The following is a 17,061-nucleotide window of genomic DNA, read 5'->3' as shown; positions in this document are numbered from 1 at the left end:
ACTCCTTCACGCAAAAATGAAAGTCAGTCCGTTTATTTGAAAGGTTTGAGCCGCATGTCAATACTGTCCATTCTTATGTATCCTCCGATATTGGGCTGGCGTCATTCCATACACCTTTTTGAAGATGGAATAAAACGTGTTAAGCGACGAAAATCCGTATTTCTGGATGATCGGCTCAATCGGCGAGTCGGAGGCAAGCAACTCCTGACAAATGTAATTTAGGCGCTTCTCCGATATCTTCTCCGTAACCGACTGGTTTGTCTCCGCTTTATACAAACTGCGGAAATAGTTCACGGACAGACCCAACTGGTCGGCCAGCATTTTTGCGGACAAGTTCGAATCGGTTAATTGTTTTTCAATGAACTGGTCCGCCTGCTCGATCAGGGCCGCGTTTTTGGACAGACTGCGGGCAGCCTCAATGTCTTCAAGCGTCTTGATTATAAGCGCTTCCATCCAAGGCACTACGTTTTCCATCGTCTCTTGCTGTATGATCTGATTCTCGATGGAAGTCAGCCCCCATGAATGGGGCAGCGGCTGACTGGAGTGCTCCTGCATGAGCCGGCGTATGTCCATAAACAAGGTAATCAACGACATTTTACATTCAAAATAGGGCAGTCCCCGCAGCTTGACCACGGCTGAGCGTATGATTTCCAGAACTATATCCGCGTTACCCTTGGGAAGAGCCTGAGCGATCTGCCGTTCTTTGTCCACAGGCAAATGATACAGTTCTCCTGGCGCGTCGGTAAGCCATGCTTTCATGATGAGCGCTCCGTGCCCGAATCGGAACCGTTCGTGCGTTAGTTCATACGTCTCCATATATACCTCATGCATGTCGGTCAGGCTGGGCAACGTCCTACCCCAAGCGACGGTCGTGCCGATTGACAAATACTGCTCCACTAACTGCTTAGATACTTGCAGCTTCTTCGCAAATTCCTCGGACAATGGAGCCGATAAGACAACCGCCACGTGATCGTTCCCCATGTCCACCGTTTGCAGCTTGTGTTTGGAAAATTGCAGCGACTCCTGGATAATATTGGACATTGCAAATCGGAGTAGACGCCGGTCTTTCTCCGGGTAGGTCTCCGTAAATTCCGAGAAGTGGTCGATCCGGAAGATGGCTACCGATAGCTGATCTTCCGGCAGAGCAATTCCCCATTCTTGAAATTGAGAGCATATTTCCTCTGCCGTATGGTAGATCCCCCCCAGAAAATCCCGTAAAAACCGCTCCCTACCCAGAATTTTAGTATGCCGCCAGTGCTCGGTCAGTTCATAAATCTGCTTGTGTTGGGCTGTAAACACATGGGATAAGTAGTCAAGTTCATTTGCGCTGGATCCTTCGCCGGGCTTTTCCGCTTGATGCTGCCGCATCACTCTGCTGATCAGTTCTTGAATAGGCGAGTACACCCGTTTGGAAATCAGAACGATAACGGTCAATGATGCTGCGAACAGAATGAGGAACAAGATCAAACTTGTGTTGCGAAGAACCGTGATTTTTCCCAAAATGACAGACTTCGGGATAGTTTCGATAAAGGTCCAATCCTGAATGCCTTTGATGGAGGAGCCTGCGTAAACCATCAGTTGCTCTTCCTGATTGCGGGGCTGAAACAGCTTCCATCCGCTTTCGCCCTTATTCCCTTGGCTCCTGAGCTCCGCAATTTGTTCCTGATTCAAAGGAATGCTGCTAAAAACCGTCTCATCCCGATCATTCAGAACAGTGACCGACCTGTTCGCATAATTCGAATTGTTCTGAAGCAAGGTCATTAAATTATCAGTATCTATATTCAGAACGAAAGCCGAGATGGAACTGCCTTTTTCGTAAAATCTTACGATGCTAATCACCTCTTTGGCCTTAATCCCGACAAGTGGAATGGACAAGACTCTCGGAATGAGAACGCTGTGATCCGTTGTAGCCGGATCCTGCAAGCGCTTAATAATGTCCTGGTCGTAAAAAGCTTCCGCATCACTCAAACCAAGTCTGGAATCTACTACAGTATTTGTGTAATCGTTGATTAGGTATACCGAATCGATAGACGGATTGGCGTTCTTAATGTCGATAAGCCGTCTCCATACCTCATAAGTTTCAAAATCGCTGTATTGATCCGAAAGGGCATTCACCTTGAGGGTACTGTCATCGCTGGAGGAGAAGCTGAATTCCAAAGACCATTCCACCAGTCGCGCTGTGTTCCGGGCACTGTTCACTAGCAAGGATTCGGAATGATCGCCGATCTCTTCCAGAAGTGTCTTGGAAGACTGCCAATAGAGCAGCGCAAAAGATATAGCCAGAACCAGAACGTTTGCACTGACAAAATAAAAAATAAGTTTCATATAAGTAGGATGTCGCTTCAGAGAGGTGGAAATTGGAAACCTGAACTTCATTGCTCTAAATCCCCCGTTATTAGAATCCCCGCATATAATTTTCAGATTATTAATTATAGCATAACGAGCAATCCGGTCTGCAGAATCGGTTATTTTCGAGGGTAGTGTTGTTTTTGGGAAGTTCGTAAATCTGCGCTTGCAGGAAAAATTGGAGCTTGCTGGAATTGTCGTTGCGGTAAGGGCTCGGTAAGGTGAAGGTATAAATAACGGGACGAAAATGTGATTGCCTGTTTCGATGAAAGGGGGAAGTAAAACTATGCAATATCAACTTAATGCAAGGAAACGGCCCGTGCTGAAGCATATTGTTCGTAATCCTTTTCTTTATGCTATGGCCGTGCCGGGGCTGCTGTTCTTTCTCGTGTTCAGTTATTTTCCCATATACGGGATTATGATTGCCTTCAAAGACTATAATTTTGCCAAAGGAATTACGGGAAGCGAATGGGTCGGTTTAAAAAACTTCAACTATTTTTTTACTTCAGATGACTTCTGGGTCATACTGCGCAACACGCTGATGCTGAACATGCTGTTCATTTTGTTTACTACGGCGGCTGCTGTATTAATCGCGCTAATGTTCAATGAAATTCGCAATAAGTATTTCAAACGAATTTCGCAGTCTCTCATTTTTCTTCCTTATTTTATGTCCTGGATTGTGGTAGGAATGATTGTCCAATCCTTGTTTGGCGGGGAAGAGCCGATGATCAATACTTGGCTGCAAAGTTTCGGCTTGGAACCGGTCAACTGGATGTTTGAGTCGAAGCTGTGGCCTTTCATTCTGACGGTGATCCGCGTATGGCAAGGAGCCGGTTATCTTTCGATTATTTTTCTGGCCGCGATTACCGGCATATCGGAGGATTTGTACGAGGCTGCCCGGATTGACGGGGCGTCTAAGCTGCAGATTGTGTTGCGCATTACGCTGCCGTTGCTCGTTCCTACTGTGATGATCATGACTTTGCTGGCCGTAGGCAAGATTTTCAACGGGGACTTTGCCATGATCTATGCCATCATTGGAGACAATTCCTTGCTGTATCCGACTACCGACGTCATCGACACCTTCGTATTCCGCTCCATGAGACAGTTGCATGACTTCGGCATGTCTTCGGCGGTTGGCCTGTTCCAGTCGGTTATGGGTCTGATCTTCGTCATTGCCGCCAACTGGATAACCCGAAGGGTGTCTAAAGAATCCGCTTTATTCTAGGAGGTAACGATGAGACAGAAACAGAGTGCTGCGGATCGAACTTTTACGGTATTTGCCTATACGTTCATTTTATTGTTCACCTTATTTTGTCTGTTTCCTTTTCTGCTGATGATTATCGGATCGTTTACGGACGAGGGGGAACTGATTGCGCATGGGTATACTTTATTTCCGCAAAAATTATCGCTGGACGCTTATAAAGCGGTTTTGCAATCGGATGTGCTGCTGAGCGGCTATGCGGTCACGATTTTTATCACCGCCGTAGGCGCATTAAGCGCGCTGTGCATTTCCGCAATGCTCGGCTATTCTCTGGCTAACAAGCGGAATGTCCTGAAAACGCCTTTTCTGATTTTTTGCTATTTGCCTATGCTTTTTTCCGGGGGCATCATTCCGTTTTATATTGTGGTCAGTCAGTGGCTGCATTTGCAAAATACCGTTTGGGTGCTTATTTTAACATTATTATGCCAGCCGTTCCTCGTCTTTTTGCTTGTCAGTTTCTTCCGCACAATTCCCGAGGAATTGGAGGAAGCCGCAAGAATTGACGGAGCGAATGAGATGAGAATTTTCTTTCAAATTATGATACCGATCTCGAAGCCGATTCTGGCTTCCGTCGGTCTCTTTTATGCCCTGAACTACTGGAATGACTGGTTTATGGGATTGATGTTCGTGGATAATGAGAAGCTGTTCCCGCTGCAATTGATTCTGCGCCGGATGGTATCCAATATGGAGGCCGCCAGAAATCTCATTCCCGCCTCGGCAGCCATTGCCGTAACGCCACCAACCTATGGCGTGCGGATGGCGACAACCGTGCTGACGATCGGCCCGATTGTCTTGCTGTATCCCTTGCTTCAAAAGTATTTTGTCAAAGGTCTAACGGTAGGAGCTGTCAAAGGGTAATCGAGGAGTTCCGGCATTAACCGGATCAGCCCGGTTAATCATAGATACTTTTTTCTTCATTATATAGAGGGAGGTTAACGAAATGAGATTGAAAAAATGGTTTGGCGCGGTGACGACCACAGTATTGGCTTTGTCATTGATGCTGGCGGGCTGCGGAGGCAAAACGGAGACAGGCGGCAATAAAGGGAATTCACCAACGAATACGGAAAGCACTACATCTGCACCGAAGGAAACGGTGACGCTGAAAGCTTATTTCCCGGGGGATAAGCCGGCTGGCTTTGACGATGTGCTGCAGGCGGTCAATGACAAATTGAAAGCGGACAACGTCGGAGCGGCCTTGAATATCAATTTCTTGCCGTGGTCCGATTACGGGAATGCGGTATCTGTGAAGATGTCTGCCGGGGAAGATTTCGATATGTATTTGGATGCCCCATGGTTGTCGATGAATCAGATGATCGCCAGCAATTCTTTGCTGGAACTGGATGCCATGGTGGCCGAGCGTCCGGAGCTTAAAGCGTCCATTCCCGATGAAATGTGGGAATATAACAAATTCGACGGCAAAATTATGGGCATTCCTCTTGGCACCACCCAAGGCCCGGTATACGGCCTGCTTATCCGCAAAGATTTGCGCGAGAAATACGGACTTCCCGAGTTGAAAACGCTCGAAGATCTGGAGAAATTTTTGTATACGGTCAAGGAAAACGAGAAGGACGTCAGACCCTTCGTCATTAACGGCATCAAAGCCGATAAACTTCCATTTATCCTGAGCGAATCCGCTAATCTGGCGCTCGATGAAGTGCTGGAAATCGGCGTCAGCATGTTCTCCTATTCAACCAAGGACAAGAAAGTTGTCGGTCAATGGGCAAGCCCGATGATTGCCGATGGTTATGAACGCGTCACCAAATACTACAAGGATGGCATCATTTCCAAAAATATCGCGCAGGAGCAAAATGCGGAAACATTGTTCAAACAGGGCAAATATGCGGCAACCTACTATGCGGCTGACGGTGTGGAGGGATTGAAATATTCGGATATGCTGAAGGATGGCAGCGACAAGCTTGAGGTTTTCGTTCCAAACGGCGATAAGGCCAAGCCGTATACCGCTTTCCAGCAATGGAATTTCCTTTGCATTCCGACTTCATCCAAGCACAGCGATTTGGCTCTGGACGTAGTCAATTGGTTATCCATTAAGGAAAACCACGATTTGATGGAATACGGCATTCAAGGGAAGGACTGGGAGCCTGTCGGCGATACGAGCTATAAGGTGCTGTCCAACTATTCGTTCCCCGGCTTCGTGCTGACCTGGCGGCCAACGCTAAACCGCACGCCGGATACGATGATGCCGGATGACAAGAAGTGGTTCGACTTCTCCGCCGACCCGGCTAATTTCACGCTTAGTCCGACGTCAGGTTTCAGCTTTAACGCTGAAAAGGTGAAGACGGAATATGCCAAAATTACGCCGCTTCACGATTCGGTTTTCCTGCCGCTTAGTCAAGGTGTGCTGTCTGCGGATGAAGGCAAGGCGACGCTGGAGGAAAAAATGGCGAGCCTCGGCGGACAAAAAGTGATCGATGAAATTCAAGCGCAAATCGACGCCGTTACATCCGGTAAATAACAATCATTGAAAGACGGAAAGAGGTATCTCACATGAACGTAAAACGCTGCGCGCAAAATCCTGTTATACGGACCCGGGACGTTGCACCCTCCCGCCCCAACTTTCAAGTGCTTGGAGCGTTTAATGCAGGCGTTGCGCAAGTACGGGATGAAATTATTCTGTTGCTGCGCGTTTCGGAAGCGCCGGTATCGGACCGGGGGGACGAAGTGCTCGTCCCCCGGCTTAACGAAACGGGCACCGATGTACTTATAGAGCACTACGACAAGGCCGATCCGAGCTATGATTTCTCCGACTCGCGCTTCGTAGCAAGGGACGGACGAACGGTCATGCTCACATCTTTATCCCATCTGCGGGTGGCGCGAAGCAAGGATGGCGTTCATTTCGACATCGAGCCTCAGCCGGCCTTGTTTCCGGAACACGCTCTGGAAGCGTGGGGGATTGAAGATCCGCGCGTGACCCAAATCGGGGACATGTATTATATCACTTACAGCTCCGCCTCCGCTCGCGGCGTTGGCGTTGGCCTGGCGGAGACCCGGGATTTTCGAACATTCAAGCGTCACGGGCTTATGCTCGCTCCCGAAAATAAGGACGTCATGATATTCCCGGAGAAAATTAACGGCAAATACTACGCTTTGCACCGTCCGGTGCCGAAGTCGTTCGGTTCCCCCGAGATGTGGATTGCCGAATCGCCCGATCTCATACATTGGGGGAACCATCGCTTCCTGATGGGGTTAAGCGAACAAGGCTGGGATTCAGCTCGTATGGGCGGCGGCGCGGTTCCGATTCGAACCGAACGCGGCTGGCTTGGGCTGTACCACGGCGCGGACAGCAAGCATCGCTATTGTATGGGCGCAGTGCTGCTCGACTTGAAAGACCCGGCCAAGGTGATAGCAAGATCTCGTGTACCGGTATTGGAGCCGGAAGCTGCATATGAGGTGAATGGATTTTTCGGCGAGGTCGTGTTTTCGTGCGGAGCCATTTTACTAGATCAAACGATCCGCATGTATTACGGTGCCGCGGACGAAGTGATGGCTGTAGTGGACATCCCCTTGGAGGTTATATATAGTACGTTTATTTGAAGGGTTGAGGGCAGTTTTTGCTGCCTTCTTCAATCCATTAATGTGAAAGCGTTATCAACAACTTTTTGAGCTTAACAAGGAGGAGTATGAGAATGGCTAACCCAAGGCAAAGGTTTGTAAAGAGGTGGATATGTCTTACTACGGTTTGTTTAATGATATCATCGATATTTTTATACTCGCCCGTATCGGCGAGCACTCCCGAGGAAACGAATGCTTCTCAAGAGATCGCTGATATGAAAATGATGAAAAAGCGTATGGTTGATTTTTACATCTCCAAAGATATTATAAATGACGGAACGAACGGTCGGGTCGAATGGACCTTCAAATCACAGGCAGGTACTTATTTATCCAATCAAAACCCTGATGGAAGCTGGGGCGATGTCGATTACACGAGTACAACTTCCGCCGCCAATGGGAGAGGTTGGTCGCCCTACCTTGCCTTAGACCGGATGCAGTCGATGGCGCAGGCGTTTGCTGACCCGAATGATCCAAACTATCATAGTGCAACGCTGTTAGATGGTATTCAAAAGGCGCTGGATTATTGGTTCACGGTAAAGCCGACTTCAACCAACTGGTGGGAGACCGGAATCGGCAAACAACTAAGGCTGGAAAAAATTGCGCTTCTATGTGAAGGATATTTATCGGCAACGCAAGTCTCCAATATTATCGGCACGTTAGACAGCAGCCCACACACTGTCGATGGAGCCAATTCGTCCTGGTACAATCAAAATTATATGTACCGGGGCTTACTGCTGGAGGATGCCCAGATCGTTCGGAACGCCGTGAATGCGTTTAACGTACTGTCGAATGTGACTACGACGGTGACGGGAATCCAGTCGGACATGTCTTTTTTCATGCATGGCAAAACGAATTATACGACGGGCTATGGAAGAAGCTTTGCCAGAGATATGTCATTCTGGGCCTACATTACCTCGGGCACCGCGTTCTCGTACAGCGAGGCGGCGATTGATTCGTTATCGTCATATTTGTTGGACGGCACCAGGTATCTCGTGAGAGGCGATGTTGCCGATTTGGGCATGGGGATGAATGGACCTGATTGGCCGGATTATGCGAGCGCGGCTTTGACCTTCTATGAAGATCCGTTGCAATGGATGCAGACGGCCAATCCGAAGCGGGCTGCGGAGTTTGCCAGTTTCCTTGACAATATTCGCATGATCGGCACGAACACGAGCAACGGACTGGACGTGAGCAATATGACGCAATGGCAGACGCTTGTTTCCTCCCATATGCGAACTGACTACGGAATTACGGTCAAGATGGCCTCCAGCACGGTTAAAGGCGGCGAATGGAGAACGATTCATCCCAGCGGATATAACCTGTTGTACTGGACGCCGCAAGGCGCCACCGCCATTCAGAGAACCGGCGACGAATACAGACCCGTTTACCCGTTGATGGACTGGGCCCATGTTCCCGGTACGACGGCTCCGTACGCACTCACGAAAGACGGGAATTTCAACAATCCCAAAACGTTTGTAGGCGGAGTGACAAATGAGCGTTATGGGGCCACCGCATTTGATTTTAACAAGCTGAATACAAGCGGAAAGAAAGGCTACTTCTTTTTCGATGATGAAATGGTGGCGCTTGGTGCAGGAATCGCTTCAACGAATACCGCGGCGATCCACACGACATTGAACCAAAGTCAGGCGATAGGCGAAGTTCTCGTAGATGGCAATCCGATAGCAGACGGAACGATGCAAACGGGCGGACGCTGGGCCTATAACGATCATATCGGCTATATATTCCCGATTCCGACGGATTTTCAAGTAAAACGGGAGACGAAAACCGGAAAATGGAGCGACGTCATCTCGGGAAGTTCAACGGAGGCGATGACCAAGCCGATTTTTTCGATTTGGCTCGATCATGGCGTGAAACCCACAAACGCTTCCTACCAATACATTGTATTGCCGAACAAAACCTCCGAAGAGGTCAGCAGCTACGCGAGCGACAACCCGATAAGTATTCTTTCGAATACATCGTCCGTCCAGGCTGTCCGGCATATGTCTCTGGGAATTGCGGAGTTGCTGTTTTATCAACCCGGAACGGTGACGGTGAGAGACGGTTTGATTGTCACAGTAGATCAACCCGCCATGGTTATCGTTGACGAATCTTCAGCACCTGTCCGTATTTCGGTCGCCAATCCCGAAACACCGGGGATTACCGTGAACGTGACGCTGGATCGGAACGGAGAAACATCCACGACAAGCTATACGCTCGGCAAGGATACGTTCACAGGCCGAAGCATGACTTTGAATGAGGGAGCCTCCATCGACGACAGCGGATTCGATCTCGCTTACAGTAAAGGAGCGACCGCTTCATCCAGCAAAGACAACTTATATGCCTCGAAGGCTACGGATCTCTACAGAACCTCGTATTGGAGTTCAAACGATTCGGATAATGAATGGATTTATGTTGATTTGCAAAATCAATTTTTGATCCATAAAGTTAGGCTGAATTGGGAGAAAGCGTACGGGAAAAGTTATAAAATTCAAGTATCGGACGATGCTGTCACCTGGAAGGATGTTTACTCAACGACGACGGGTGAAGGCGGAATCGAAGACATTTCATTCAGTCCGGTCAGTGCCAGGTACGTTCGTATGCAAGGGGTTCAGCAGGGTACCGGAAATGGCTACTCACTTCATGAATTTAACGTGTATGAAGCAGTACCGCCCAATCTTGCAGAAGGCAAGCCGGTAGTGGCAAGCTCGTCCAAAGCCGCGAACGTGGGGCCCGGTTATGCAGTCGATGGCTCAATTAGTACCCGTTGGGGATCTAACTATTCCGATCCGCAGTGGATCTATGTCGATCTTGGCTCTAGCAGGTCCATCCAGGAGGTCGCTCTACATTGGGAAGATGCGTATGGAAAGGCGTACCAAATTCAGGTTTCCGACGACGCGACGAATTGGACTACAGTTTACAGCACCACAACCGGAGACGGCGGAATCGATAGAATCTCCTTCGAACCCGTGAATGCCAGATACGTTCAGATGTATGGCACGAAAAGAGGGACCACATACGGCTACTCGCTCTGGGAATTTAGAGTATATTCGGCTCTTGCTACCGCTCCGGACGCACCTGCCGATGTGCATGCCGTCGGTCATGACGGGTCCGCTGAGGTAAGCTTTGCCGCGCCGATTAATACCGGCGGAAGCGAAATTACAGACTATAAAGTAACCGCGTGGGCAAACGGAGAAGCTGTTGCGACGGCGGAAGGTTCGGACAGCCCAATCACCGTCACCGGTCTGACGAACGGTACGGCGTATACCTTTACGGTGATCGCAAGGAACGGCAAATGGGAATCGGCCTCGTCCGCGCCGTCGAACGAAGTGATCCCGTCGCCGGATGAAGTATCTGTTCCGGCTTCGCCTGCGAATTTGACGGCTGCGCCCGGTGATCGATCCGTAACCTTAGGATGGGACGCTTCGGCGGAAAGCGTCACCTATTCCGTATACCAATATGAAGGCATGGCGGCGCCGGCCGATCCGGGCAACTGGCAGCTGGCTCAAGCCAGCGTAACGGAAGCCACGTATACGGTAACCGGGTTGACGAACGGAACGAGCTATGCGTTTACGGTGAAAGCCGTAGATGCGAGAGGCGAGAGTGATTTCTCCATGGCCGTGACGGCGACCCCGAATTCGACATTGTCGCAGGTTCCGGCAGCGCCGGCTCATCTTGCCGCTTTGGCGGACGACCGGAAAGTTTCGCTGAGTTGGGATGCCGTGGCTGGAGCGGATCGCTATGTCGTTTACAAGTATGCAGGGTCTACGGCTCCGGTGGATCCGGCCGATTGGGAGCAAGTGCAGGCGAACGTCACAGAAACCGCATACACAGTAACCGGCCTGACGAACGGCACACGATACGCGTTCTCAGTGAAAGCCGTGGGAGCAGGGGGCGAGAGCAAGTTCTCCAATGCCGTGACGGCGACGCCGAAGGCTTCGCAACCGGAGACGCCGAAGGATCCGCTACCGGGGGCGCCGGTCAGCGGCAGCGGCACAGGCAGTGGCATTGATACTTCCGTTATCAAATCGGCCAACGGCATCATCCTTATTCCGAGCGGCAGGACCGGCGAGGTCAGTCTCGATAACGAAGTTATCCTTACGGTAGGCGCAGGAGCGGCGGAGCAAGAGCTGCGCATTGAGATCGAGAAGCTGCTCAGTACGGCAAACCTCGTATTCGATAAGGAAACGCTGGTCAGCAATGTCTTTGAATTGACGAAAAATATGGCTGGAAACTTCAAGAAGCCGATCGTCATCTCGATGAAGTTCGATCCGTCTCTCATAGGAGACAATCAAAGAGTTGCTATCTTCTACTATGACGAAGCAAAGAAAGTATGGATTGAAATAGGCGGCGTCGTGAAAGGCGATCGAATTACGGCCGAGGTGGATCACTTCACCAAGTTTGCGGTCATGGCTGTAGGCGAGAAGAAGGACGAAATCGGCGAACCGAACGAGCCGGCGCCATCGTTCACTGACATAGAGAGACATTGGGCGAAGAGCGCCATCCTGAGCGCGGCGGGCATGAAGCTTGTCAGCGGCTATCCGGATGGAACGTTCAAGCCGAATGCCGCCATTACCCGCGCCGAGTTTACGGTCATGCTGGCCAATGCGCTTAAGCTGGAAGGAGCAGGTTCAGCGGCTGCGTTTACGGACGAGGCCAAAATCGGCGGATGGGCGAAGCAAGCGATCGCGAATGCGGTTGAAGCAGGTATTGTGAGCGGGTACGCGGACGGCAGCATCCGGCCGAATGCGCGTATTACCCGCGCGGAAATGGCGTCGATGATCGCTAGAGCGCTTCACCTGTCTGATGAAGCAGGCGCAACGACCGGCTTCGCGGACGATAAGGATATCCCGAAATGGGCGAAAGGCGCGATTGAAGCGGTTCGCAAGCTGGGCGTCATGAGCGGCCGCGGCGACAATAAGTTCGTTCCGAACGGTACTGCGACCCGGGCGGAAGCAGTGACCATATTGGTGCGGATATTGGAGCTTGGTACAGAACACTAAAACAGAGCTAACAGCAGGCACAGCGTAGGAACAGATAAGTTCCTCATGCTGTGCCTGTACTCGTGTTCAAGTGTTTCTTAAGACCTTTGTGGAAAAATTGGACGAAAATGTGTCACATTGTCAGGTGAAAAAATGGGAGTGGGCGTATTCCAGCCATTCGATTCAGCGGCTTAAGCGCGATCGAGGTAGGTGTGGGCTCCGCTTAATGATGATCCCTTCTCGTCTGACGAATTTCTTCTTGTGGTCGATCTCTTTGAATTTTTCGGTCAAAATGAAAATCAGTTCGGAAATTTGAAAGCCATTTAATCGAATCGTGAAAGCGATATCCGGTATTTGAAATTGGAAACGCTAACCCGCTGCTATAGAGTTAGAGCAAGCTCAACGCAGCCCAAAAATGTACACTGCAAAGAAGGAGGATAAGAAATTGGAAAAGAGACAGCGACCGGCATTCGGCATGTTTTCTGATATCCGTAGGAATGGAACATCTTACTTGCTGGTCCTTCCGGCGATGGTTTACACGTTTATTTTCGGGTATATGACGTATCCGTATATACTGATTGCTTTCCAGCGATTCAATTATACAAAGGGCATATTTCATAGCGAGTGGGTAGGATTAAAGAACTTCGAGTTCTTTTTCGGGTCGAGCAAGGCGTTTACGGTCACCTTTAACACCATCTTTCTAAATTTGCTCTTTATTGTCTTTGGAACGCTGACGGCACTGGCCATCTCACTGATCCTGAACGAGCTGCGCAAGAAGCTGTTCGTCAAAATCAGCCAATCCATGATGTTGTTTCCGAACTTCATTTCCTGGATCGTCATCAGCTATGTGCTGTATGCGTTTTTTTCTATGGATATGGGGATCGTGAACAAATTGCTGAATCAGCTTGGACTCGCCTCGGTCAACTGGTACACCGAGCCGAAGGTATGGCCGGCTGTTCTTACCGTCATGCATGTGTGGAAAGGAGCAGGGATGAGCGCGATCATTTATCTGGCTACCATCACCGGGATCGATGAGACGTTGTATGAAGCTGCCGAGATTGATGGGGCTAACCGGTGGCAGATGTGCATGCGCATTACGATTCCGTTGATGATGCCTACGGTGGTTATACTGATGCTGCTCTCGGTCGGCAAAATCATGTATGGCGACTTCGGGATGATCTACGCCTTGATTGGCGACAATGGCACCTTGTATTCGACCACGGATATCATTGATACGTATGTATTCCGCTCTTTGCGTCAGATTGGCGACCCTTCCGAAGCTATGGCTGTCGGATTGTTCCAGTCCGTCATCGGGTTTATCCTAGTCTTCGGCACGAATTCCATTACCCGCAAATTTTTTAAAGATGGCGCGTTGTATTAGAATCCGGTTTCGGCGATAGATTCCCGAAGAAAGGTTTTAGGAGGTATAGAAGTGAAGACGTTTTCATTCAGCAAGACGATTATGTATGCTCTCATTACGGTTTATTCGACGCTTTGTTTGCTTCCAATGCTTCTGGTTTTGATGATCTCGGTCACGGATGAGGATGCCATATTGAAGAACGGATACAGCCTTTTCCCGGAGGAGTTCTCTTTGTATGCCTATAAGCTAATCTTTACAGGGGGTTCCCAGGTCATGCAGAGCTACGGTATTTCCATCTTCGTCACAATTGTTGGTACGGTGCTGGCGATTCTGATTACGTCCATGGCTGGCTATACGTTGGCGAATAAAAATGTGAAATACCGCAATCCAATGGCGCTCTATTTCTTTATTACCATGATTTTTTCGGCGGGAATTGTTCCCTGGTATCTGATGAATCGGTCGCTTGGATTGACCAATAACATCTTCGCTTTAATCATTCCCTCGCTGCTGTTCAGCCCGTTCAACCTCTTCCTTGTGCGGAATTTCATGAGCGGGATTCCCGACTCGCTGCGAGAGTCGGCAAACATAGACGGGGCCAGCGATATTACGATTGCCTTCCGGATCTATCTTCCTTTATGCAAACCGGTATTGGCGACGATTGCGCTATTCTACGGACTTGATTACTGGAACAATTGGTGGAATGCAATCATGTTGATTGACAGCAAGGATTTGTACCCGCTGCAATTTATGCTGCTGCAAATGCAATCGGAGATCAGCATGCTGAACGAGATGACGATGCTGGCCGGAACAAGCGACATCACGCTTCCTTCAGAATCGGTCAAGATGGCAACAGCGATCGTGACGATCGGGCCGATCGTCTTACTCTATCCGTATTTGCAAAAGTACTTCGTGAAAGGCCTGGTTATTGGTTCTGTCAAAGGCTGATATACTCCCCTTCGGGGTTAACATAAATTAAGCACTTTATAGAAGGAGGTCAATATTTAATATGAAAAAGTATGGTGTGTTTCTATTGGCTGTGGTGCTTGTCCTTTCGACGTTAATTGGATGCGGTAAGGGGGACAATTCTTCAGTCTCCAATTCAGAGAATAATGACAAGCCTGCCAATACGGTCAAAATCAAATATTTAGTTCCAGGCACAGAGCCGAAAGACTACAAGGAAGTGTTCCAAAAGGTCAATGAGAAGCTGGCTGCGGACGGTGTCGGCGTTGAGGTGGAAAAAATATATATCCCGTGGGATGCGTGGGATCAGAAGCTGAACTTAATGCTGTCCACTGGAGAAGATTTCGACCTGTTCCACGTCATGCAGGACCGCACGCCGTTCTCGAGCTACTATAACCGCGGTGCACTGGCGGATATCACGGATGCGATTGAAAAGCATGGAGAAAATCTGAAGAAATATATTCCGGATGATATCTTCGACGGAGCTAAAATCGATGGCAAGTATTATGCCGTTCCCTCTTATTGGGTTGAAATGGCGAGTGAAGGTCAATTCAATATTCGTCGTGACATTCTCGCCGAGAATAATCTCAAAGAGCCGACGACTCCAGCTGAATTGATCAGCGCTTGGGAGATTGTCATGAAGAACTGGAAGGGAAGCAATAAGCCCTATCTTGGCACTCGCGCTGACTTTGACCCGATCTACCTGCATACGTCCATCCTGCACCGGACTTATGACACGTTCCCGTTTACCGTGAAGGATAAGTTCTTCTATGTGAATCAAAGCGGCGAGGTTAAGTCTTGGATTGAGACCGAAGAGTTCAAGAAAGATGCGTCTTTCATGCGCGAGCTGTACACAAAGGGCATTACCAATCCCGATATCCTGGTCATGAAGCAGGAGCAGGTAGATGCACAACTCGACAGCGGTGAATGGTTCGTCCGTTTGGGAACTGGCGGAAGCTTGAACGGGCTCAAGAAGTACAATCCAGAAGCCACTGTAAACGATATCGGCGTTGTATGGTTTAACCCGGAGAAAGAATATATGCGTCCGCTCACCTTCAAGAACGGAAATGCCGTACCGGTAAATAGCAAAAATCCGGAAGCGGCCGTCAAATTCATGGATTGGATGCTGGCAAGTCAAGAAAATTATGATCTTGTACAATATGGCATTGAAGGCAAGCACTACACCAAGGACGGTGAGACGGGCTTTAAGCCGATCAAAGATCCGAATAACAATAATAATCCGGGGTTTAGAGGTTCTGATTCGCAAAACGGCAACGTAAACTTCATGCGATTTGACTTGGAGAACAGCATTCCAGATAACAACAAAGTCTTGTTTGAGCCAAATCCGAATGCAATCAACAGTATCGCGGCGAACTTTATTTTTGACCCGACGAATGTAAGGGCCGAATACACCAATATTTTGTCGGAAGCTTCGGCAAGCATCACTCCGATTTATATGGGGGTTCAAGAATACGATAAGGCCTTCCCGGCTGCACTAGAAAAAATGAGGAAAGCCGGTCTGGATAAAGTGGTTGCTGAATACCAGAAGCAATTTCAGGAGTATCAAGCTTCACTTAAATAAACGAGTTGAAAAACAAAAGGAAGGTGTGGAGGAATTTTGACCTTGCAGAAGCAACGAATTGAATTTGAAGCGACAAAAACGATCTATGAAAGTGCAACCTTGAAATTTCATGGCGTTGATGGTTTTGATGTCTACAATATTTCGATTCCATTCAAACGGGATGGGAAGCGCTATTTGTTCGGGCGGGTAGAACGTCGCGAGGAATGGGCCCGCTCTTGGGTCCGCCTGTTCGAGGAAACGGGACAGGATGAATGGAGCGTGGTGGAAGATAGCATGATCTATACGCTGGAGGACCCTTACATCAGCGAGATCGGTGATGAGCTCGTAATGGGCGGGACTCATGTGCAATACCAAAGTGGAAGATACAGCACATTTTTCGGTTATTTCTTTCGGGGCACCGACCTCCATAATTTGTACTACTTCACGACCGGACCTAACAAAATGAAGGATATTCGCCTTGTTCCGTTGTCGGACGGCAGGATCGGCGTCTTCTCGCGTCCGCGCAGCGCCGAGATGAGGGGCGAATTCGGGAGCGAATCCATGATCGGCTTTACGATCATTGACAGACTGGAAGATTTGACTGCGGACGTCATCGAGAACGCACCTTACATTCATGGCATTTTCGGGGAAGGCGAATGGGGAGGCGTCAATCAGGCGTATCTCCTAGACAGTGACAAAATCGGAATCATTGGCCACATTTGTTACTTGGATAAGGATGAGAACGGAGGGGAACTGAAGGTGTACCTGAACATGGCCTTCGTCTTCGATCCAACCACCCGTGAGTCATCGAACCTTCATGTGATCGGTAGTCGTTCCTGCTACCCGGCAGGACCTGCCAAAGCGCCGTATTTGGTGGACTGTGTTTTTTCTTCTGGCATTGTCATGCGCCCGGACGGCAAGGCTGATCTTTACAGTGGTCTTAGTGATTGTCAGGTAGGACGCATTACGATCGACTATCCTTTCGCAAGGCATGGACTTCTTGTTTAGAAGCTCATGGGAGAAT

10 protein-coding genes are annotated in these 17,061 nt (G+C 49.2%); 9 read left to right on the top strand and 1 reads right to left on the bottom strand.

Features of this window, described 5'->3' with window-relative positions; translation table 11 throughout:
- Positions 1-57 precede the first annotated feature (57 nt).
- Positions 58-2,325 (bottom strand): helix-turn-helix domain-containing protein, encoded by a 2,268-nt coding sequence (locus OHJ21_RS18805; protein ID WP_486020863.1) that lies wholly within the window; start codon positions 2,323-2,325, stop codon positions 58-60.
- A gap of 307 nt (positions 2,326-2,632) precedes the next feature.
- On the opposite strand from OHJ21_RS18805, the gene OHJ21_RS18800 reads away from it, so the two are divergent.
- The 9 genes from OHJ21_RS18800 (at position 2,633) to OHJ21_RS18760 (ending at position 17,045) form a co-directional block, all read left to right on the top strand.
- Positions 2,633-3,571 carry an ABC transporter permease gene (locus tag OHJ21_RS18800; protein WP_100539052.1) on the top strand — a complete coding sequence of 313 codons (939 nt, stop codon included), beginning with the start codon at positions 2,633-2,635 and terminating at the stop codon, positions 3,569-3,571.
- A 9-nt stretch (positions 3,572-3,580) separates the two neighbouring features.
- Complete coding sequence (locus OHJ21_RS18795) at positions 3,581-4,465, top strand: carbohydrate ABC transporter permease (RefSeq protein ID WP_486020862.1); 885 nt, start codon at positions 3,581-3,583, stop codon at positions 4,463-4,465.
- A gap of 82 nt (positions 4,466-4,547) precedes the next feature.
- On the top strand, positions 4,548-6,080 hold the full coding sequence (locus OHJ21_RS18790; protein ID WP_486020861.1) for an ABC transporter substrate-binding protein: 1,533 nt from the start codon (positions 4,548-4,550) through the stop codon (positions 6,078-6,080).
- Between the two features lie 32 nt (positions 6,081-6,112).
- Positions 6,113-7,159: a glycoside hydrolase family 130 protein gene (locus tag OHJ21_RS18785; RefSeq protein ID WP_486020860.1), complete on the top strand. Its 1,047-nt coding sequence runs from the start codon at positions 6,113-6,115 to the stop codon at positions 7,157-7,159.
- A 233-nt stretch (positions 7,160-7,392) separates the two neighbouring features.
- Positions 7,393-12,177 (top strand): polysaccharide lyase family 8 super-sandwich domain-containing protein, encoded by a 4,785-nt coding sequence (locus OHJ21_RS18780; RefSeq protein WP_486020859.1) that lies wholly within the window; start codon positions 7,393-7,395, stop codon positions 12,175-12,177.
- Positions 12,178-12,601: 424 nt separating this feature from the next.
- On the top strand, positions 12,602-13,537 hold the full coding sequence (locus OHJ21_RS18775) for an ABC transporter permease (protein WP_486020858.1): 936 nt from the start codon (positions 12,602-12,604) through the stop codon (positions 13,535-13,537).
- Positions 13,538-13,588: 51 nt separating this feature from the next.
- Entirely contained in the window at positions 13,589-14,461 is an 873-nt protein-coding gene (locus tag OHJ21_RS18770) for a carbohydrate ABC transporter permease (RefSeq protein WP_486020857.1), read from the top strand.
- Between the two features lie 61 nt (positions 14,462-14,522).
- Positions 14,523-16,058 carry an extracellular solute-binding protein gene (locus OHJ21_RS18765; protein WP_486020856.1) on the top strand — a complete coding sequence of 512 codons (1,536 nt, stop codon included), beginning with the start codon at positions 14,523-14,525 and terminating at the stop codon, positions 16,056-16,058.
- Between the two features lie 42 nt (positions 16,059-16,100).
- Positions 16,101-17,045: a DUF1861 family protein gene (locus tag OHJ21_RS18760; protein WP_486020855.1), complete on the top strand. Its 945-nt coding sequence runs from the start codon at positions 16,101-16,103 to the stop codon at positions 17,043-17,045.
- The last annotated feature ends 16 nt before the right edge of the window (positions 17,046-17,061 follow it).

This window comes from Virgibacillus sp. LDC1, assembly GCF_025792345.1.
Classification (GTDB): Bacteria; Bacillota; Bacilli; order Paenibacillales; family Paenibacillaceae; genus Paenibacillus_AQ; species Paenibacillus_AQ lautus.
Note: the sequence above shows the minus strand (reverse complement) of the source record. Positions and strands in the feature narration are given on the sequence as shown.

Bases quoted from the DNA above. Each gene is read 5' to 3' on its own strand.
- OHJ21_RS18790 (WP_486020861.1), top strand. From the start codon at position 4,548: ATGAGATTGAAAAAATGGTTTGGCGCGGTGACGACCACAGTATTGGCT.
- OHJ21_RS18785 (WP_486020860.1), top strand. From the start codon at position 6,113: ATGAACGTAAAACGCTGCGCGCAAAATCCTGTTATACGGACCCGGGAC.
- OHJ21_RS18800 (WP_100539052.1), top strand. From the start codon at position 2,633: ATGCAATATCAACTTAATGCAAGGAAACGGCCCGTGCTGAAGCATATT.
- OHJ21_RS18795 (WP_486020862.1), top strand. From the start codon at position 3,581: ATGAGACAGAAACAGAGTGCTGCGGATCGAACTTTTACGGTATTTGCC.
- OHJ21_RS18765 (WP_486020856.1), top strand. From the start codon at position 14,523: ATGAAAAAGTATGGTGTGTTTCTATTGGCTGTGGTGCTTGTCCTTTCG.
- OHJ21_RS18805 (WP_486020863.1), bottom strand. From the start codon at position 2,325: ATGAAACTTATTTTTTATTTTGTCAGTGCAAACGTTCTGGTTCTGGCT.
- OHJ21_RS18780 (WP_486020859.1), top strand. From the start codon at position 7,393: ATGAAAATGATGAAAAAGCGTATGGTTGATTTTTACATCTCCAAAGAT.